This window comes from Negativicutes bacterium (assembly GCA_018052945.1).
Classification (GTDB): Bacteria; Bacillota; Negativicutes; order JAGPMH01; family JAGPMH01; genus JAGPMH01.
Genome location: JAGPMH010000028.1, coordinates 1 through 19,953 on the forward strand (window position 1 = coordinate 1; position 19,953 = coordinate 19,953).

21 protein-coding genes and 1 pseudogene are annotated in these 19,953 nt (G+C 33.0%); 19 read left to right on the forward strand and 3 right to left on the reverse strand.

The annotated features are described in order from the left end of the window. The first annotated feature begins 267 nt into the window (after positions 1–267). Positions 268–900 carry a hypothetical protein gene (locus KBI38_05500; GenBank protein MBP8629516.1) on the forward strand — a complete coding sequence of 211 codons (633 nt, stop codon included), beginning with the start codon at positions 268–270 and terminating at the stop codon, positions 898–900. 27 nt (positions 901–927) lie between these two features. Here the strand turns inward: KBI38_05500 and KBI38_05505 are convergent, their stop codons facing one another. Beyond that, the gene (locus KBI38_05505; GenBank protein ID MBP8629517.1) at positions 928–1,776 is read right to left on the reverse strand and encodes a helix-turn-helix domain-containing protein; all 849 of its coding nucleotides are present in this window, start codon (positions 1,774–1,776) and stop codon (positions 928–930) included. Between the two features lie 135 nt (positions 1,777–1,911). Here KBI38_05505 and KBI38_05510 point away from each other — a divergent pair, with 135 nt between their 5' ends. After that, the gene (locus KBI38_05510) at positions 1,912–2,760 is read left to right on the forward strand and encodes a diaminopimelate epimerase (protein ID MBP8629518.1); all 849 of its coding nucleotides are present in this window, start codon (positions 1,912–1,914) and stop codon (positions 2,758–2,760) included. Between the two features lie 59 nt (positions 2,761–2,819). Here KBI38_05510 and KBI38_05515 read toward each other — a convergent pair whose 3' ends face one another. Together KBI38_05515 and KBI38_05520 are read right to left on the reverse strand one after the other, a co-directional pair. Next, positions 2,820–4,556 carry an ABC transporter ATP-binding protein gene (locus KBI38_05515; protein ID MBP8629519.1) on the reverse strand — a complete coding sequence of 579 codons (1,737 nt, stop codon included), beginning with the start codon at positions 4,554–4,556 and terminating at the stop codon, positions 2,820–2,822. 19 nt (positions 4,557–4,575) lie between these two features. Next, positions 4,576–5,568 carry an AI-2E family transporter gene (locus tag KBI38_05520; protein MBP8629520.1) on the reverse strand — a complete coding sequence of 331 codons (993 nt, stop codon included), beginning with the start codon at positions 5,566–5,568 and terminating at the stop codon, positions 4,576–4,578. A gap of 139 nt (positions 5,569–5,707) precedes the next feature. Between KBI38_05520 and KBI38_05525 the strand changes: the two genes are divergently transcribed. The 17 genes and pseudogenes from KBI38_05525 to KBI38_05605 all read left to right on the forward strand — a co-directional run bounded on the left by KBI38_05525 (position 5,708) and on the right by KBI38_05605 (position 19,846). Then, a complete protein-coding gene (locus KBI38_05525; protein MBP8629521.1) occupies positions 5,708–6,259 on the forward strand; it encodes a TetR/AcrR family transcriptional regulator in 552 nt (183 codons plus the stop codon). A 57-nt stretch (positions 6,260–6,316) separates the two neighbouring features. Continuing rightward, positions 6,317–7,291 (forward strand): biotin/lipoyl-binding protein, encoded by a 975-nt coding sequence (locus KBI38_05530; protein ID MBP8629522.1) that lies wholly within the window; start codon positions 6,317–6,319, stop codon positions 7,289–7,291. A 12-nt stretch (positions 7,292–7,303) separates the two neighbouring features. Further along, on the forward strand, positions 7,304–8,455 hold the full coding sequence (locus KBI38_05535) for an ABC transporter permease (protein ID MBP8629523.1): 1,152 nt from the start codon (positions 7,304–7,306) through the stop codon (positions 8,453–8,455). Next, complete coding sequence (locus tag KBI38_05540; GenBank protein ID MBP8629524.1) at positions 8,452–9,579, forward strand: ABC transporter permease; 1,128 nt, start codon at positions 8,452–8,454, stop codon at positions 9,577–9,579. Before KBI38_05535 ends, KBI38_05540 begins: the two co-directional genes overlap by 4 nt. A 114-nt stretch (positions 9,580–9,693) precedes the next feature. After that, complete coding sequence (locus tag KBI38_05545; GenBank protein MBP8629525.1) at positions 9,694–10,917, forward strand: aminopeptidase; 1,224 nt, start codon at positions 9,694–9,696, stop codon at positions 10,915–10,917. A 47-nt stretch (positions 10,918–10,964) separates the two neighbouring features. Continuing rightward, positions 10,965–11,759, forward strand: a complete 795-nt coding sequence (locus KBI38_05550) for an AzlC family ABC transporter permease (GenBank protein MBP8629526.1) — start codon at positions 10,965–10,967, stop codon at positions 11,757–11,759. After that, complete coding sequence (locus KBI38_05555) at positions 11,752–12,078, forward strand: AzlD domain-containing protein (GenBank protein ID MBP8629527.1); 327 nt, start codon at positions 11,752–11,754, stop codon at positions 12,076–12,078. The genes KBI38_05550 and KBI38_05555 overlap by 8 nt, the downstream gene beginning before the upstream one ends. A 12-nt stretch (positions 12,079–12,090) precedes the next feature. Continuing rightward, on the forward strand, positions 12,091–12,570 hold the full coding sequence (locus KBI38_05560; protein ID MBP8629528.1) for a hypothetical protein: 480 nt from the start codon (positions 12,091–12,093) through the stop codon (positions 12,568–12,570). Between the two features lie 48 nt (positions 12,571–12,618). Then, on the forward strand, positions 12,619–13,473 hold the full coding sequence (locus KBI38_05565; GenBank protein ID MBP8629529.1) for a YitT family protein: 855 nt from the start codon (positions 12,619–12,621) through the stop codon (positions 13,471–13,473). 422 nt (positions 13,474–13,895) lie between these two features. Next, positions 13,896–15,626: an adenine deaminase gene (gene ade, locus KBI38_05570; protein MBP8629530.1), complete on the forward strand. Its 1,731-nt coding sequence runs from the start codon at positions 13,896–13,898 to the stop codon at positions 15,624–15,626. A 10-nt stretch (positions 15,627–15,636) separates the two neighbouring features. After that, a complete protein-coding gene (locus KBI38_05575) occupies positions 15,637–15,813 on the forward strand; it encodes a hypothetical protein (protein ID MBP8629531.1) in 177 nt (58 codons plus the stop codon). 13 nt (positions 15,814–15,826) lie between these two features. Further along, entirely contained in the window at positions 15,827–16,624 is a 798-nt protein-coding gene (thiM, locus tag KBI38_05580) for a hydroxyethylthiazole kinase (protein MBP8629532.1), read from the forward strand. Positions 16,625–16,631: 7 nt separating this feature from the next. Next, positions 16,632–17,123: an energy coupling factor transporter S component ThiW gene (gene thiW, locus KBI38_05585; GenBank protein MBP8629533.1), complete on the forward strand. Its 492-nt coding sequence runs from the start codon at positions 16,632–16,634 to the stop codon at positions 17,121–17,123. A 9-nt stretch (positions 17,124–17,132) separates the two neighbouring features. After that, positions 17,133–17,825, forward strand: a complete 693-nt coding sequence (locus KBI38_05590; GenBank protein MBP8629534.1) for an MBL fold metallo-hydrolase — start codon at positions 17,133–17,135, stop codon at positions 17,823–17,825. A gap of 9 nt (positions 17,826–17,834) precedes the next feature. Beyond that, a complete protein-coding gene (locus KBI38_05595; protein MBP8629535.1) occupies positions 17,835–18,401 on the forward strand; it encodes a peptidylprolyl isomerase in 567 nt (188 codons plus the stop codon). A 1-nt stretch (position 18,402) separates the two neighbouring features. After that, positions 18,403–18,666 (forward strand): GIY-YIG nuclease family protein, encoded by a 264-nt coding sequence (locus KBI38_05600; GenBank protein ID MBP8629536.1) that lies wholly within the window; start codon positions 18,403–18,405, stop codon positions 18,664–18,666. A 131-nt stretch (positions 18,667–18,797) separates the two neighbouring features. Then, positions 18,798–19,846 (forward strand): annotated as a pseudogene (locus tag KBI38_05605) (PocR ligand-binding domain-containing protein). Positions 19,847–19,953: the final 107 nt, after the last annotated feature.

Below are 19,953 nucleotides of genomic sequence, written 5' to 3' on the forward strand. Positions count from 1 at the left end.
TTATGTCCTACGCATTGATGGAACAACAAGAAGCCAAAGCTCATGTTCCAACGGTAGTATTGATGGGTGAAAATAATAGCATTGCCAAAATCCACGCCGGCGAACACGAACGCCAATTAAGTTAAACCAAAAAGCTTTTAGGAGAAAATCCTAAAAGCTTTATTTTTTACATAAAAATATTCTTTTGTAATAATATAAATTTAAGCTTGTTGGATATAAAGAATCTTTGATATGATATTAGTACTAAATAGAAAAGGAAAATATAGTATGTATAACTTTGATGAATTAACAAGTATTTCGTTATTGATTTCTCTTTATATAGCTGTTGCTTTTTATATTTATTTTCAGCAAAAACGAGAATGGAAAAATATAGTTGAACATATTAGAGATAGTATGCCGGTTTCCGATAATTCTATTGGTGTTGCAGTGTTTGTGATAGTGTTGATTTTACCAATAGTAATGACGGTTTTTCATCTCAAGAAGTTTTTGTTAAAAATCAAACTGTTAAATGAACCTGATACTGAAGAAATAACTGATGATGCGAAATATTTTATAAAAAAATATTATCCGGAAATTGAGCAAGATTTAGAAGGTATTTCTGTTGAGATAATTTATGAAAATCTTGATATTTTACTTAATAGTATTAGCGACCTTTTGATTAATGGCTTTGGAGAAAGCGAAGTATTGAGAGTGCGAAATGTTGTTAGAAAATTGGTAGTTTCTGAAGAGGAAGAAGAAAAAATAAGTTTTTATATTAAACATGAAGGTATTACTAGTATGTTGGTAATTGAGTTTATAAAAAAGAAACTTAATTATTTTGAGATAACTTTTTATGTAAAGCAAGAGTTAGCTAAATTGTTTAATGAAAAAATTGATAATTATCATACAAAATTAAAATAGATAATAACAATGAAAAAATCATTGCTATTATCTATTTTTTTGCTGAAATTCTTTTGGTGAAAGATGATGCATTTTTTTAAAGGCACGTGAAAAACTGGAATAGTCATTAAAGCCACAGTTTAATGCAGCGGTGGTAATATTATCACCGTCTTTAATGAGTTGCGAAGCCTTATACAGTCGTTTTTGTAAGATGTAGTTATGGATACTATAGCCGGTATGTTTTTTGAATTTTCGCATTAAATGAGCTTTGCTTAAGTAGAATATTGTTGAAATTTTATCGACATTTAAGTCTTCGCTGATATTGTTATTGAGATAGCTTAAAATATCACAGATAACTTGATCATATTCTACATCAGTAGTGCTTTCGATAGGGGTTAGACAAGATCGGTTTAGGTGAACTAAAATTTGCGTTATCAAAGCTGTTTGCAATATTTCTTGAGCAAAAATATTTTCTTGCTGTGCAGAGAGTTGTTGAATTATTGATTTTATGACAGGTAGCTCATCATTCGAAAAACGAATTAGGTTAAAATTGTTTTTTATACTGATATCAAAGCAATTATATAATGGTGCGATATTATGTTGAGAAAAAAAATCAGGTTTTAGCCATAGAATAAAGCGTTGATATGGTGTAGACGGATTAATGCTTAAAGAATGGATAGTATTATGTTTAATTAACAAAATATCCCAGGGTTTAAGCTTGTATATTTTACCTTCAATATGATAGTTTACCTTACCTGATATAAAAAAGATTATTTTATCGAAATCATGGTAGTGATAATCTATTGCTGGAGTGGTAGTATCTTTAATGGCGAAGAATTTATAATTAGCATCTAGATAACTTTTTTTCGGAGTATCGACTAAAATATCGGTATTCATATATAACCTCACAAAAATAAATGTAATTTTATTATAGCATTTTTTGCATAGTTCTTTTGCTATTTTGTGCAAGGACTAAGAATTAATATAATAATATAATTTATTTATAAGATTACTTTATAGGTGGGGATTATGATGTCGTTTGAGTTTGCTAAATATCAAGCATTAGGTAATGACTATTTGGTTATTGACCCTAATAAAACAAAAATAAATTTAACAGTAGAGCAAATAAAGCTGATTTGTGATCGACATTTTGGTATTGGCTCTGATGGTATTTTATATGGACCAATTATTGAAAATAGTCAAATGACAGTTAAAATATTTAATCCTGATGGTAGTGAGGCTGAAAAAAGTGGTAATGGTTTAAGAATCTTTGCCCGCTATTTATATGAGGAAAAATATATTAACCATAAAAATTTTTCGGTTAATACCCTCGGCGGGGTTGTTGGTGTTGAAATTTTGGATGAAACAGCTGATTTTATAAAAATTGATATGGGCACAGCTTCTTTTAACAGTTTAGATATTCCTGTATGCGGAGCAATTAGAGAAGTCATTAATGAAGATTTGGTTATTGATAATAAAAGTTTTAAAATATCGTGCGTATCTATTGGCAATCCTCATTGTGTAGTCTTTTGTGATGAAGTTTCTAAACAAATTGCGATACAGTATGGCGAAAAAATTGAACAGCACAAGCTGTTTCCAGGAAAAATAAATGTGCAGTTTTTAAAGGTTTTGGACAAAAATAATATTCAAATTGAAATATGGGAACGAGGGGCAGGATATACCTTATCTTCGGGCAGTAGTAGTTGTGCAGCAGCCAGTGTTGCGCATAAATTGGAACTTGTGGATAATTCTATTAATGTTCATATGCCAGGTGGTATAATAAAAATAGAAATCCAAGATAATAAGAGCATATTAATGAGTGGTGCTGTAACTAAAATTTGCTATGGAACTGGATTTTGTGTAATAAAAGATGAAATGTAAATGAGTTGCCCCCTGAAAGTTAGAACTAAAAATCTAACTTTCAGGGGGCAGTTTTTTTATTAGTCGATATTTTCAAATTGCATATTGTAGTACTTGGCATATAGACCATTTTGGGTTAATAGTTTTTCATGAGTGCCTTGTTCTTGAATACCGTTATCATTTATAACAATGATTTCATCGGCATTTTTGATAGTGCTTAAACGATGTGCAATAACAATGGTGGTGCGATTAGTGGCAAGTTCCTCTAAAGACTTTTGAATATGTTGCTCACTTTCGTTATCAAGTGCTGAGGTGGCCTCATCTAAAATTAAAATTGGCGGATTTTTCAAGAAAACACGAGCAATCGCTAGTCGCTGTTTTTGACCACCGGATAATTTTACACCGTGTTCGCCAACATGGCTATTATAGCCTTCTGCTAAGCTCATGATAAAGTCATGGATATTTGCCTTTTTAGCAGCGGCTACAATCTCTTCAAAGGTAGCAGTGGGATTACCATATGATATATTTTCTAATACTGTGCCGGCAAACATATAAACATCTTGTTGCACAATACCAATAGCGTTGCGAAGTGATTTTAGGGTTACTGCTTTAATATCAATATCATCAATAGTGATTTGTCCGGAATTTACATCGTAAAAGCGCGGAATTAAGGAACAAAGGGTTGTTTTACCGCCGCCGGAGGGACCGACTAAGGCGATTGTTTTTCCGGCAGGGATTTGTAAATTGACATTATTTAAAACTTCATTTGTTTTGTCATAATAGAAACTAACATTTTCAAATGCTATTTTACCATTGACGGTGGTTAAATCAATAGCATTAGGTGAATTTAAAATTTCAGGTGTTTCATCTAAAATATCAACAAATCGTTTAAAGCTGGCATAGCCTTTTTGAAACTGCTCAGTGGAATTTATTAGTACTTCAATCGGACTAATTAAAATGCCAATATACAAAGCGTAAATCGCTAGATCAGCAATTTGCATGGAATTGCTGGCAATAAGATAACCACCGGCAATTATTACAGCGGTATATAATAAGCCTTGAAAAAAAGAATTACCAGCCTGATAAATTCCCATCATGTTATAGCTGCTTTCTTTTGAACTGAGAAATTCTAAATTACTATCACTAAACTTTGCTTCTTCAATTTCCTCATTAGCAAATGACTTAACAATTCTAATGCCAGACAGGCTATCTTGAACTCTGGCATTGACGGTAGCAATTTTTTTGCGATTATCCATAAATACTTTGTGCATTTTACGATTTTGTAAATAGCTGAAGGCTATCATTATTAATGTGATAATAAAGAGGATTAATGTTAATTTATTATTAATCATTGATAAGAGGATGAACGAGCCGATAATTTTTAGCAAGGAAATAAAAATGTTTTCAGGTCCATGATGTGCTAGTTCTGAGATGTCAAATAAATCGGAAACAATTTTAGACATCATTTCCCCGGTATTGTTTTTATCATAATAAGAAAAGGGTAGGCGTTGGAAGTGATTGAATAAATCTTGGCGCATATCACTTTCCATTCGAGCGCCCATAATATGACCCCAGGATGTAATAAAATATTGACAACAAAAGCGTAAGAGGTACATACCTACAAAGGCAAAGGCGATTAAGGACAGACTGTTAATGATAATGCTAGAGTCTTGTTGGAAGAGATTGTTATTGAAAAACTTTAATAATTGGGGGAATGATAAGTCGATTAGTGAAATTAATAAAGCACAAAACATATCAGCAAAAAATAAAACTTTATAAGGCTGATAATAGCTGATGAATTTTTTGATAATTTTCATAGATGCCTCCGAATTAAATTTAATTATTGGCTTTAGCGATATCTTCAATTAATAATTTAAAGATTACAATGATTGGTACAGCTAAAAACATCCCAAGAACGCCTAAGATTTTACCGAAAAATAATAAGCTGATCATAATGGCGATTGGGTGAATGTTTAAAGTTTTACCAATTAAAAGTGGAAAAATAAGATTGTGATTTATTTGTGTTAAGACTAGGTAAAACACTGATGTTTGAACGGCCAATGAGCTAGAGGTTGTTAAAGTAAATAAAATCCCTAAGCCCGAAGCAAAAGTAGGTCCTATTACTGGAATAAATTCAGCAATTGCTGATAAAAAAGCAAAGACAGAACCATAAGGTAAGCCTAAAACGGTAAAATATATAAAAACGACTGTTCCGGTGATGAAACAAACTGCCAATTGTCCTCTAATATAATAAGTTAAACCTTGAATAATATTAGTTAATAAATTATTAACTCTTTTATTATCTGGTTTGGGGAATAATTGACAGAGAAAAAGTTTGATAGTCTTACCATCGGCTAAGAGGTAAAAGGTGATAAAAATAATCATCACGATATCTAGTAAACTTGAAAAAATATTTACCAATAAGTTTACGGAAGAGGTGATAGCAGAAATACTAAAACTAGCCAAATCTTGAAATAAAGTTTCGAGTTGTTGACTGATTTCTGGTGAAAGTGTGTTTAGATGTTGCTTTAAATTCTGTGTAAATATTGGCAAGTCGTTAATAAATTTGGTTAAGCTAGGAATTAAATTTTTTGATAAAAGAGTCAATGTTAAAATAGTTCCGGTGATAAACAAACTTAAAATAATAAAGGCTGCAATATTACGGTTGATTTTTTTCGTGGTGAGCTTATCCACCAGCGGTGTTAATAATAAGGTTAGTAAGATTGAAACAAATAATACGATGGCTAGATTTGGGACGAACCAAAAGAGTGAAAAGAGTCCTGAAATAGCTACTGTAATTAGTATTGATGTTTTATGTTGGAGCCACATAAGCGTTCCTCCTATAATTTAAAGTACTATCTATTATACTTATTTAAAAATTTATTGACAAGTTTTAACTAAAGTAATAAAATTTCATTGTACTTCGAGTACCGAACTAGTACAAAATAGTACTGAGAGGAGGAGGACCTTGAGAGAGAGAATTATTATGGCAGTTTTTGATGAGATTAAATTAAAGAGTTTTAAATTTACAATGAATGATTTAGCAACCAGACTTAGTATTAGTAAAACTTCTCTTTATGAAAATTTTTCATCAAAGGCTGAATTAATAGCAGCTTGTGTTGAATATCTGATGCTTGATTTAAAAAAGCAAGAAAGTGAAATATATAATTCTAATAAAAGTGTATTAAATAAGTTTCGACAGTTATTAGTGATTAAACATAAGGTTTATCCGTTGATAAATACCGCCGTATATGATGAATTGAAGAAAAATTACCCGGAACAATGGGAGAAGGTTAATAATTTTAGACAAAGTCGCATTAATAATATTATTGAATTGTTAAATGATGGCGTTAGGGCGGGCGAAGTTGTGCCAATAAAAGATGGAGTGCTAAAAATCATGTTAAATAATCTCTTTGATGAAGCTGTTGACGAAAAGGTCTTATTAGAAAACAATATAACTTATGCGGATGTAGTTAATTCCTTGGTTGAGATCTTAATAAATGGTTTAGCTAAAAAATAAAATACTTGGAGGTAACAAATGTTTGAATTTATTAAATTTAATTTATTGAAAAAAAATATGATCTATATGATGGTGCTAATCTCCCTTAGTTCTTTGTTAGTGGGGTGTGGTAATAAAAATGAAGACCAAAGTTTATGGGGACGTGCTGAAGGTAAAGAGGTTGATGTTAACTCTAAAATTCCGGGAAGGGTTGTAGAGTTATTAGTAAAAGAAGGCGATAGAGTTGAAAAAGGTCAAGTTATCGCTAGAATTGATAAACGTGATATTAGTGCACAAGCTGATCAGGCGAAAGCAAACATTAGTGCATTAACAGCGCAAAATAATCAAGCGTCCACAGTTACAAAATTACAAGATCAAACTTCACAAGCTACTGTTACTACGGCTCAAGCACAAATTGATAAAGCTGGTGCTGATTTAGCGTTGGCGACTAATGATTATAATAGATTTAGTGAACTGTTTAATTCCGGAGCTGTTTCCAAGCAGGTTTTTGATGCATACTCTACCAAATATCAAGTTGCGGAAGCGACCTATCAACAAGCTACTGCTAATTTGAAAGCAGCACAAGCTGGTCTGTTGCAAACTGACGTTAATGTGGCTAATGAGAAAGCTGTCCAAAGTAAAATTGCGCAGGCTCAAGCAGCCTTAAGCCAAGTGGAAATCGCTTTGGATGAATCAGAAATAAAAGCACCTTTTTCAGGCATTGTAACAACGAAGTTTGTAGAAGTTGGGGCAATGATATCTCAAGGGATGCCAATTGTAACGATTCAAGATCCAGTCGATAATTGGATTAATTTAAAAGTTAAAGAAACTGAATTGAGTAAATATGCCTTGAATCAAAGTGTAAAATTACAAGGGCGTGATGAAAAACTGCAAGTCGAAGGGGTAATTGTCGATATTAGCAATAAACCGGAATTTGCGACTTATCGGGCAACAGATGAACGTGGCGATACTGATATTATTACTTTTAACGTTAAAATTCAGGTTAATAACGATGTGATTAAACCGGGTATGCGTTTTAAGTTGCTAAGTTAAGTGGTGGATTAAATGAATATATTTAAGTTTGCAAAAGAGGAAAGTAGTACATTTCTATCAATTAAATCCAAGTTATTATATATATTATTACTTTTGCCCTTATGTTATACTGTTTTATTTGGCTTAGTTTATAGCAAAAATGTTATGAGTGAATTACCAACAGTAATTTATGATCAAGATAACAGCTTGGCTAGTCGAACTTTAATTAATATGTTTGATGACTCTGATAAGTATCAAGTTGTTGCGCAGGTACAATCTACTGAAGAATTGGAAAGTTTGCTAAAAAACGAAACAGCAATGGTCGGGGTTGTTATCCCGCCTAACTTTGCGAAGGATATTAAGTTAAGTCTAGGGACTGATGTGTTAATAACGGTAAATGCCAGTAATATTATGTATAATAATGTGATGATGTCATCTTGTCAGGAAATAATTCAAACTTTTGTGGCGGGAACTGGAGAAAAAATTTTAGAAGCTGGTAACAAACTGCCGACACAAGCCTTAGCGACAGTGATGCCAATAAATATTAAAGTTAGAATTATTAACAATCCGGTTACTGGTTATAATGAATTTATGTTAGGTGGACTGGGGATTAATGGTTTGCAGATAGCTATTTTATTGGTTGTTATTACTGCACTTAACAAAGAATATAACAAGAAGATAATATTTGGTGTAAAAAAATCATTAGCGATGGTTTGTGGTAAGTTTATTCCATATTGGGTAGTGGCTAATTTTAGTTTTCTATTAGTGGTATTAGCAGTACATAACATTTTTGCTGTGCCTTGGCGGGGAAACTTTTTAGAAACCTTAATATTAGGTAGTGCGTTTTCCTTTTTGTTAATTGCAATATGCTTTGTTTTTTCAGCACTATTTCCTGATCCGGTTCAAGCAATTCAAATGCCTTTATTATACTTGATGCCGGGATTACTATATAGCGGACTTAGTTGGCCTGATTTTGCAATGAGTTCTTTAGGGCAAGCTATTTCAGCTGTAATGCCATTAAAATATGTGTGTGTAAGTTTAAGAGATTTATTACTATTAGGCTATTCGCCGACTCTTAATAGCGATGTTTTAACAATGTTCGGTATGGGGAGTTTTTTGCTGATTATAGCGGGCGTTATTTTTTATCTGCGTAACAAAGCTGTTACAAAGGAGGTTTCGTTATGAGTTGGTGGCAAAATTTCCTTGCTGAAGCAAAAAATATGCTAATTAAAGATCCGCGTAGAATTATTTTTTTGGTGGGAGCATCGATTGCATATTTAGTACTATTCAGTATTTTATATAGTCCTGGTATTGTTAAAAATATTCCTTTAGTAATATATGATGAAGATAATAGTATGGCGAGTAGAGTTTTAATTCAATGTATCGCTGATTCAGAGAGATTTAAAATTACTAGTCAAGTCAATGATCAAGAAGTAATGAATGATTTAGTTAAAACTAAAGAAGCCGCAGTGGGAATTCAAATACCACGTGACTTTGCTAAAAATATTAAATTGGGATTGTCAGCAGATGTGTTAATCTTTGCGGATGGTTCTAATTTGGTAACGGTTAATGCGGCGACAACCAATTTGCAAAATATTATTAGAACTATTGGTAAAGGTGCCGGAATGAAGATCTTGCAAGCGAGCTCGGGCCCTAGCAATGCCTTAGATAAGGTTAATCCGGTGAATGTTAAATTTAGAGTACTTAATAATCCAACGGAAAGTTATTTGAACTTTTTTGTTATTGGCTTAGCGTTGGCGGCTTTACAACAAGGAATATTTTTATCAATTGGTGGCAGTTTTTTGAGTAAGCTGACTAATTGTGATGAAGAAGAATATAGTTGGGCAAAGTTAAGTGCTAAGATAATGCCTTATTTTCTTGGGGCGATTTGTGCATATATTATAACTTTAATGATTGCTAGTATTGCTTTTGGTGTTCCGTTTAAAGCTAATATTGTAGATTTAATGATTATTGGAGCTTGTTTTAGTTTTAGTGTCATTGGCTTTGCGTGGCTACTAGCGATTATTACCAAAAATGAATTAATATTTAGTCGGTGTTCAATCTTTTATACAGTTCCAGCCTTTGTTTTTTCAGGCTATACTTGGCCACAACAAGCAATGGAGCCTATTAGCTACGGACTATCAATGCTTTTTCCGTTGACACACTTAGCTAGTTGTGTAAGAGATTTAATGTTAATGGGTTCATCACCGGTGGTTTATGTTAATTCAATAATTTTGTTAATGCTAGGAACAATCTTTTTTATTATTGCTAGGTGGGGTTATAAGAATAAGGTCAAGATACAAGCTTAAGAAAACAGATGTAGAATGGTTTAAGCCAAGCTACATCTGTTTTTCACAATGTTAGACAGAATTGTTGATGATGGTATAAAATTATGATATAAGAAAACTTTACAGGAGGATCAAATGGATAAATTAAAAAAGTATGCAGAATTAATCGTTAAAACCGGTGTAAACTTAGAACAAAATCAAATTTTAGTAATTAATGCACCGATTGAGTGTGCTGAATTTACAAGGTTAGTGGCAACGGCGGCTTATCAAGCTGGTGCCCGTGAAGTAGTTGTTAGCTGGGGTGACGAATTATTAGGTAAAATTAGATTTATGATGGCACCGGATGAAATTTTTGACGAGTTTCCACAATGGCGTAAAGAGTTTTATCTATCTTATGTTAGACAAGGGGCGGCGTTTGTTTCAATATCAGCAGCTGACCCGGAGCTTTTAAAGGATGTTAATCCGGAAAGAATTGCTAGAGCACAAAAAGCCAGCAGTAATGCCTTAAAGGAATATCGAGAAAGATTGATGAGTAATAAAAATGCTTGGTGTGTTGTTTCTATTCCAACAGTAGCGTGGGCGAAAAAAGTGTTTCCGGAACTAGAAGCTGAGCTTGCGATTGAAAAGCTGTGGGAAGCAATTTTTAAAGCAGTAAGAGTTGATACTGTTAATCCGGTAGCGGCTTGGGAAGAACATAAAAAAACGCTAAAAGGCCAAATGGAGTTTATGAATAAACATAAATTTAAATATTTAAAATATAAAAATGGTATTGGTACTGATTTAACAATTCAATTACCGACAGATCATTTATGGTTGGGTGGTTCTGAATTTACTCCTGCTGGTACAGAATTTATTGCTAATATGCCAACGGAAGAAATTTTCACGATGCCACTTAAAAATGGTGTTAACGGTAAGGTGGTAAGTTCTAAACCTTTGAATTATCATGGTAATTTAATTGAAGGGTTTGAACTTACTTTTGCAGAAGGCAAAGTAATAAAGTATAGTGCGACTAAGGGGGCAGAAATTTTAAAAAAATTATTGGAAGCTGATGCTGGGGCGTCTTATTTAGGCGAGGTGGCGTTAGTGCAACAAAACTCACCAATTTCAAATATGGATTTGTTGTTTTATAATACGTTATTTGATGAAAATGCATCTTGCCATTTAGCTTTTGGTAAAGCTTACCCGGTATGTATAAAAGATGGTGAAAATATGAGTAAAACAGAGTTGGCGGAAAAAGGGGTCAATGATTCGATTGTCCACGAAGATTTTATGATAGGTACTGCGGACTTAAGTATTATTGGGGTAACGACAGATAATGAAGAAATAATAGTTTTTAAAGATGGAAATTTTGTAGGATAATTAAAAGCAACTAAACGGAAGTTTAGTTGCTTTTTGAATGTCGGTAATTGAAAAAAAGATATTATATAGTTATAATAATAATGGTCTTAATAAAATATAAGTTAAAAAAGATTATTATCTTATATTTTAAAGTTTTAAAAGAAGGTGTTATTATTTTTGACGGGCTGAAAGAAAAAACAGTTTGGAAAAGTGCTTGGCCGATTTGTTTAGGCTATTTGCCGCTAGGCTTTGCTTGTGGGGTGTTAGCCCAAAAAGTTGGCTTGACGGTAAGTCAAACCGGAATTATGTCATTATTGGTTTTTGCTGGTAGTGGTCAGTTTATAGCCGCAGCAATGATTGGTGGAGGAGCATCAATTGTTTCAATTGTTGTGACTATTTTCATTGTTAATCTAAGACATTTATTATATAGTTCATCACTGGGGACTTATTTACTAGGACAATCAAAAAAGTTTTTGACAATCTTTCCGCAGGGGATAACTGATGAGACTTTTGCGGTTAATATGATTCAATTTAGCAGTGGAAATTGGGATGCTAAAAAAGCGCTAGCTTTGAATTTAATTGCCCATAGTTGCTGGATTTTTAGTAATATGTTGGGAAATGTTGCTGGTAATATTATTAATGTTGATAGTGATATTGTAAATTATACACTTACTGCGATGTTTATCGCATTATGGTCATATCATTTTAATAATAAGTTGATGGTTTTAACGGGAGTGTTTTCCGGAATTTTAGCCTTAGTTTTATCCGGATACTTGGACAATAAATTACACATAGTGGTGGCAACGGTAGTGGCAACAACCTTAGCTTGTTTTATTGAAGGGAATGATGAAGAAGTTGAGTAATGTAGATATTGCCTTGTGTATAGTGGGAATGAGTATTGTATCTTATATTCCAAGAGCACTACCGCCATTTATTTTAGCAAAAACAAAAATATCACCGCTACTTGAACGGTGGTTAAAATATGTTCCGACAGCAGTATTTGGTTCGCTTGTTTTTTCGGAAATTTTTATTACTAATAAAGAGCTAAACTTTAGCTTAAGTAATGTTAGTCTTTGGACGTCAATAATAGTAGTAATAATTGCCGCTAAAACAAAGTCATTGGCAAAAAGTATTGTTTTGGGATTAATAACATTTTGGTTTTTAAAAAATTATTTATTGTGAGGAATAATTTGGATGAAAAAAATACTGTTAGTATGTTTAATAATAATATTTAATCTTACTGCCACTTCGTTTGCGATGCAGCGGGAAGTTGATTTTTCTTATAAAAAAGTATCTTTAGGCATGAGTTATGAGGAAATGGTAAACCTTATTGGCGAACCTAAAGTTCAGTTTGTGACTTTTATTGGTGAATATGCGGTAGATGAGTATGTTTATAATGATGTTAGAATTGATTTTGATCTTAATACTAAGAAAATTGTTTTTATTAGTATTAAAGATAAAAAATATGAGAATAATCAAGGGGTAAAAATTGGTTCAACTCTTTATAAATTAAATAAGGAATATGGTAAAGGTGAAAAACAAATAATTAATGGGAAAAAATATTATATTTATCAACACGAACAAAATCCTGACGATAAATTATTACTTGATGTCAGCAATGGTTATGTTGAAAAAATAATTATAATGAATTTACCAACTGGAGCCTTAGAATAAACGATGTTATAATTATAAGAAAACAGGTAGACCCTAATGGAGGAAATTATGAAAAAAAATGCTGGCCGTTATCTGTTGATTACGCTAGGTTGTTTGATTAGTACCTGTTCAATTAATTTGTTTTTAGTGCCACACCAGTTACTTAGTGGGGGCATTAGTGGTATTGCGATTATTTTTTACTACTTAGTGGGATTGCCAATTGGTGTACAAATCTTAGCGATGAACTTACCATTATTATATTTAGCTTATAAAATGTTTGGCAAAAAATATGCCCTTGATATTTTATTTGGCATTGTTATTTTTTCACTGTTAGTTGATATAACAAGCTTTTTAAATCATTTTAATGCTGTTGATGATGTTATGTTAGCAGCGATTTATGGTGGTGTTTTTACAGGAATTGGTTATGGAATTGTATTTCGTTCTAATAGTAGCACTGGTGGGATGGATATTGTTGCGGCAATTGTCAAAACAAAATATGGATTTAGTGTTGGCTTTATTAATTTTGCTGTTAATTGTGGATTAATGGTAGTTGCCTCGCTTCTTTTTGGTTTAAAGTTGGCGATGTTTACTTTGATTTCGATGTTTATAAGCTCAAATTTAACTGATAAAGTGGTAGCTGGACTGAATAATAAAAAAACAGTTGTGATTATTTCAGGAAAATCAGAAGAAATTGCTGAAGAAATAATTAAAGAAGTTGGACGAGGTGTGACCTACTTAAAAGGCCAAGGCGCCTTTACGCTACAAGACAAAGATATTATTTTTGTAGTTGTTAATTTAACGCAGATTGCTAAAATTAAATTGATTGTGGACGGTATTGATAAATATGCTTTTATGATTGTTCAAGATGCCAATGAGGTTTTGGGGCGAGGCTTTACTTTACCGTCATCGAAGAAGAAAAAATAAATTATTTAAATTTTCTGAAAATTATTGTTTTTTTTAAAAGCTCATGCTATACTAAAGACAAGCACCATCCTTATAGTAATTCGGTACTCTGTAGTTTAGTTAGATGGTAACCTTGGTTCTGTAAGATGGTAGTTTACAACCCCTGTTTGTAAGTTGTTTCCTTAGTTTAGTATCACATATAACCTCCGATAGTGTTTGGAACGTAAGATAATAGATAACCCTTTTAGAAATTAGCTCCTCGTAACGTTTTATTTTAGGAAGAAGTTGGTAAGAATAGTTCTTGGTTTAATGTTACTATAAGGGTGGTTGCTTTTAGAGAAGGAATAGTCCTTCTCTTTTTACATTATTTACAAAAGAAGATTTATAGCTCTATAATAAAGATGAATTTTATTATAGAGCTATTTTTGTTATAATTATTCAATATGATAAAATACCTTAAAAGGGGTAATGATATGGAAAAATTGATAATGGTAGCAAGAGGTAAAGAAAAAGCTGATATTGTTTTTAAAAATGCGAAGGTATTTAATGTGTTTATTGGCGATTTTATAATCGGTGATGTTGCAATTTGTGGTAATGTAGTAGCCGGAATTGGTAATTATAAGGGTGAAGTTGAAATAGATTGTACTGATAAATATATAACGCCGGGATTTATTGATGCTCATGTTCATATTGAAAGTTCAATGCTTAGCCCAGGAGAGTTCGCTAAAACCATTGTCCCATTAGGAACGACAACGGTGGTGGCAGATCCTCATGAAATTGCTAATGTGGCGGGACTTAAAGGAATTCAATATATTTTAGAGGCGACAGAAGATTTACCATTAAATGTTTTTGTGATGTTGCCTTCTTGTGTTCCAGCGACGTTTTTAGAAACTTCCGGGGCGGTTTTAAAAGCTAAAGATTTAAAAAAGCTAATTAAACATAAGCGGGTTTTAGGGCTTGGTGAAATGATGAATTATCCGGGAGTTTTAAATGCGGCACCGGAAGTTTTAGAAAAATTGGAACTTTTTCAACAGAAAATTATTGATGGGCATGCACCATCCTTACGGGGTAATGACTTGATGGCTTATGCTGCCGGCGGTATTAGTTCTGACCACGAATGTTCTAATGCTGAAGAAGCGTTCGAAAGATTAAATGCCGGAATGTATGTTATGTTGCGCGAAGGATCGGCGGCAAAGAATTTACTAAATATTTTACCCGTAGTTAATCGTTATACTGCGCAATTTTGTTTATTAGCTACCGATGATAGACATCCAGCTGATTTGTTGGAATTGGGGCATATCAACAATATGATTAAAATTGCCATTGAAGCTGGAGCGGATCTTTCAACTCTTTTACAAATGGCAACTATTAATGCTGCTCGTTATTTTAAACTAGATAAAATAGGGGCAATTGCACCGGGGTATAAAGCTGATATGTTGATTTTTGAAGATTTGCAGAATTGGCAGCCACAAAGTGTCTATATTGATGGTAAATTAGTGAGTGAAAACGGCAGAGCCTTGTTTGAAAAAGAATTGCCGAAAGCCCAGCTTAATAAAAAAATTATATTGCCGGAACTTACAGCAGATAATCTTAAAATTAAAGCAACTGGAACAATGGCAAATGTTATTGAGTTGGTGCCGGGGGAAATAATAACGAAAAAATTGCTAGTAGAACTTGATAATAATGATGGAGAATTTAAAATTGATCTAAACCAAGATTTGCTGAAGTTAGTGGTCGTTGAACGCCATAATAATACGGGTAATATTGGGGTTGCATTAGTAAAAGGTTTTGGCTTAAAAAAAGGAGCGATTGCTTCAACTGTTGCACATGATTCTCATAATCTTATTATTGTAGGTACTAATGACGAGGATATTATTGTAGCGGCTCAGGAAATTTTAAGGGCAAATGGTGGAATTACCGTTGTTGCAGAAGGAGAAGTTCTTAATACCTTAGCATTAAATATTGGTGGTTTAATGGCTCAAACCGATGTTATTGCAGTAAAGGATAAATTGACAGCTCTGCGTGAAAATACGGAAAAGCTTGGATTAAATCAAGACCATGATCCGTTTTTAACGTTGGCTTTTTTAAGCTTGCCGGTTATTCCTAGTCTGAAATTAACAGATAAAGGGTTAGTAGATGTAGATGAGTTTCAAATTATAACAGTAGCAAAGTGAGGGGTTTTTGATGAAAAATAAAAATAGCAATGTTAATGATGTAATTTTTTTAGTGATTTTTTTATTTCACCTAGTTAGCCGCCAATGGCCTTACGGTGACATGTTTCAAACAGTGCTTGATGTTTTGCTGGGGATTACGGCGATATTGATAGTAGTAAAATACTTTGTTGTGAAGAATAAGGCTTGAAGGAGGGAAGATAATGACAGAAAATGTTATTAATATTTTAGATGATATCAAAAAACATAGCCCGTTAGTGCATCATATAACCAACTATGTTACGGTAAATGATTGTGCTAATATTGCATTGGCGATTGGTGCTTCACCGGTTATGGCTCAAGATATCAATGAAGTAGCAGATATGGTTAGTATTGCTAAAGCTTTAGTCATTAATATTGGGACATTAAGTGCTAGTAGTGTTGAAGCAATGATTGTTGCTGGTCAAAAAGCAAAAAAAATAGGTGTGCCAATAATTTTTGATCCGGTTGGCGTTGGAGCAACTCCTTATCGCAATAGTGTTGCCGATAGAATTTTAGCAGAAGTAAGGCCTGATGTGATTAGAGGTAATATTTCAGAAATAAAATGTTTATCAGGTTTTGCTTCGAAAACTAAAGGAGTTGATTCGCTGGAAGATGATAACGGGATTGAAGAAATTGGCTTAAATTTAGCTAAAAAAATTCAAGGAGTTATCGCAATTACCGGTAAACGTGATCTTATCATTAGTGAGAAAGAAGCTGTTTATCTTGATAATGGCGACTTTATGTTGACGAAAGTTACCGGAACCGGTTGCATGACATCGACTTTAATTGGTTGTGCGGTTGGGAGTGGTAATGTATTTTGGGGTGCTGTTGCTGGTGTTTGCTTTATGGGGATTGCCGGTGAAATTGCCAAAGAAAAATTACAGGTTGGTGAAGGATTAGGTAGTTATCGGGTAAGGTTATTGGATGCTATTTCAAATCTGGATAGAACTTCAGTGGAAAAATATATAAAAATAGTGTGAGGTAACAATGAATTTGCGAAAGATTATTTTAACGGCCTTATTTATGGCTATTGGGGTTTTATCAGCACATTTAATCGTTATTCCAGTTGGTGTGGCAAAATGTTTTCCGGTACAACATGCAATAAATATATTACTGGCAGTGTTGGTTGGAACTAGGGGTGCGGTTATGGGTTCCTTTGGAATTGCTTTATTGAGAAACTTATTAGGGACAGGTAGTATCATGGCTTTTCCGGGGAGTATTTTTGGGGCGTTTTTAGCAAGTGTTGCTTATAATAAAACTAAATCGGTTTATGTTGCGGCCTTGGGGGAAGTTTTTGGCACAGGAATTATTGGTGGAACTGTGGCTTTTTTCTTAGCAAAAGTTCTACTAGGTAGTAGTATTGGGGCGTTTTATTATGTGTTTCCTTTTGTGATAAGCTCTGCTGGTGGAAGTTTTATTGCAGTGTTGTTATATAAATTTTTGGGTGAAGCAATTTTGAAAAAATATTTAATGATATAGGGGGTTGTCATGAGTAAGCTCGAAGTTTATTTTTTGGGTCACAGTGGCTTTGCAATTGAATTAAATGATAAATTATTAATTTTTGATTATTATATTGATGATAATAATGTTTTGACAAAGCTTTTTCTAAAAAATCATAAGAAATATTTTTTTTCTTCACACAACCATCATGACCACTATAATGAAGAAATATTAAAATATGCTAGTGCTAATACCTACTATATTTTAAGTGATGATATAGTGTTACAAAAAAATATTAGTAATGTGAATTTAATAAGTCCTGACAATGAAATAATAATAGGTGATATCACTGTAAAAACTATTGGTTCGACTGATGCTGGGGTTGCGTTTATTGTTCAATTTAATGATTGGACTATTTTTCATGCTGGAGATTTGAACTGGTGGCACTGGAATGGTGATACTGAAGATAATTTGAAATTCGCAGCAGAAAATTTTCAAAAGGAACTTTCTAAAATTAAAGGTTTTTATTTTGATGTTGCTTTTTTCCCGGTGGATGCTCGTCTGGAAGAACACAGTGCTAAAGGGGTTAATGAATTTTTGCACTGTGTGAAAGTTGATCATATTGTGCCGATGCATATGCATGGGTTAGTTTGGCGAGAAAATAAAGTTGTGACGAAAAATGGTGAAAGTAAAATATGGTTTCCGGAACAATATGGAGATAAAGTAACTTTTGAGAAGTAGGGGTTGATTATTATAAATAAAATAAAGTTGATATTAAGTCTGTGTTTTGTTGTTATAACTATTACTGGATGCGGTTTATTGAAACCAAGTCAGGAACAAAATACTATACCTAATAATAAATATGCGATAGTTGATACGAATTATGGCGTTTTTAAGATAGAATTGGAGAATAAAGCGCCACAAACTGTGGCTAATTTTATAAAGTTGGCTAATGAAGGTTTTTATAATGGGACAATCTTTCATCGAGTTATTGCCGGATTTATGATTCAAGGAGGCGATCCTAAGGGGGATGGTAGTGGTGGTCCGGGCTATACTATCAAGGATGAATTTAACCAGGCTTTAACGCATGATAAAGAAGGGATAGTGTCGATGGCTAACGCGGGACCTAATACTGGTGGGTCACAATTTTTTATTACGTTGGATAAAACTTCTTGGCTAGATGGTAAACATAGTGTTTTTGGCAAGGTTATAGAAGGTATGGCGGTAGTAAAGAAAATTGGTGCTGTAAAAACCGATGCTAAAGATAAACCGTTAGAGCCAGTGATTATTAAAGAAATTAAAATAATTCAAGAATAAAATGGCATTTGTATATATATTAGAATGCAGTGATAAAACTTTATATACTGGCTGGACTGTAGACTTAATTAAAAGAGTAGAGCTTCACAATAATAAAAAAGGTGCTAAGTATACCAAAGCTAGGGTTCCGGTGAAATTGGTTTATTATGAAGAATATGAAGAAAAAATTATGGCACAAAAGCGTGAATTTGCGATAAAAAAATTATCGCGAAAGCAAAAGTTAAATTTAATACAAGGGTTTTTACAGAAAGACTTTAAAGTTTAGCAACTGACTTCAAAGTCTTTCTTGTTTATGGTAAAAATTATTGCTAATATTCTAATTTTGTAATAATATGGTTATAAGACATGTTCATTGAATTAATATTAGAGAATAGAGAAATATATTAAAAAGGGTGAATGCATATGGAAAAAGAACAGGATGTAAAAGTTACCGAACTTAAGATGGAAGATGTTTTTGATATGGATTTTTTGCAAGAGTTTCAAGATGACTTTGCAAAATCATTAGGGATGACGAGTGTTACGGTCGATATCGAAGGCAATATGGTTACTAAACCTAGTTATTTTACTGACTTTTGTATGAAATACACGAGGAATTCCCAATTGGCAGTAAACGATGCATGGAATGTGATCGTAAAGGCGGGGAGGTATCAGCTCAAACTGGTAAGCCGGCAATTTATGAATGTCATGCCGGTTTAGTGGATTTTGCGGCACCGATTATTTTAAACGGAAAACAAATTGGCTCAATTTTGGGAGGTCAGGTTTTAACGGAACCGCTGACAAATGAAGATAAGTATCGCAAAATTGCTGAAGAAATTGGGGTTAATCCTGATGATTATGTTAAAGCGGTGCGAAAAATAAATTATATTTCTCGTGATAGATTAGAAGCGGCAGCAAATGTTCTTTATTTAATGGCTAATGCTTTTTCACGAATGGGTTATTATAAATATACTTTAAAAGGGATGTCTGAAGTTATAAATGAAAAACTGATGCATGTTTCAGCAGCGATGCAAGAGTTAGCTGCTTCGGCCAATGATGTTAGTGTTAATCAAGTTGATTTAAATAATGAAATTAAGAATGTCAACATGATATCAGGTAAAATAAATGAAGTAACTGATTTAATTAAAGATATTGCTGATGAAACACAGCTGTTAGGTCTTAATGCATCGATTGAAGCTGCTAGAGCGGGGACAGTTGGAGCTGGATTTGGCGTTGTAGCACAAGAAATAAGAAAATTATCAGGAAGTTCTAAAGATACAATTGAAAAAATCAGAGAGTTTACTTCGATGATTAATCAATCAGTTAATGAAACGGTTGCGAAAGGGAATGCTACGACTGATATTGTTAATCAGCAGGCTAAAGCAATAGAAGGAGTAGCTAGTGATTTAGTAGGGTTGTCGGAAACTTCGGCAAATTTATATGAATTAGCTCATGAAAAAAGAAGATAAGCTATCAGTTAAACCTATCACGGGCAGTGGTAGGTTTAACTTTTTTAAAATATAGTGTTGACAATGGTTAGTAAGTAGTGTAATATAATAAAAGTCGCTAGCGAACA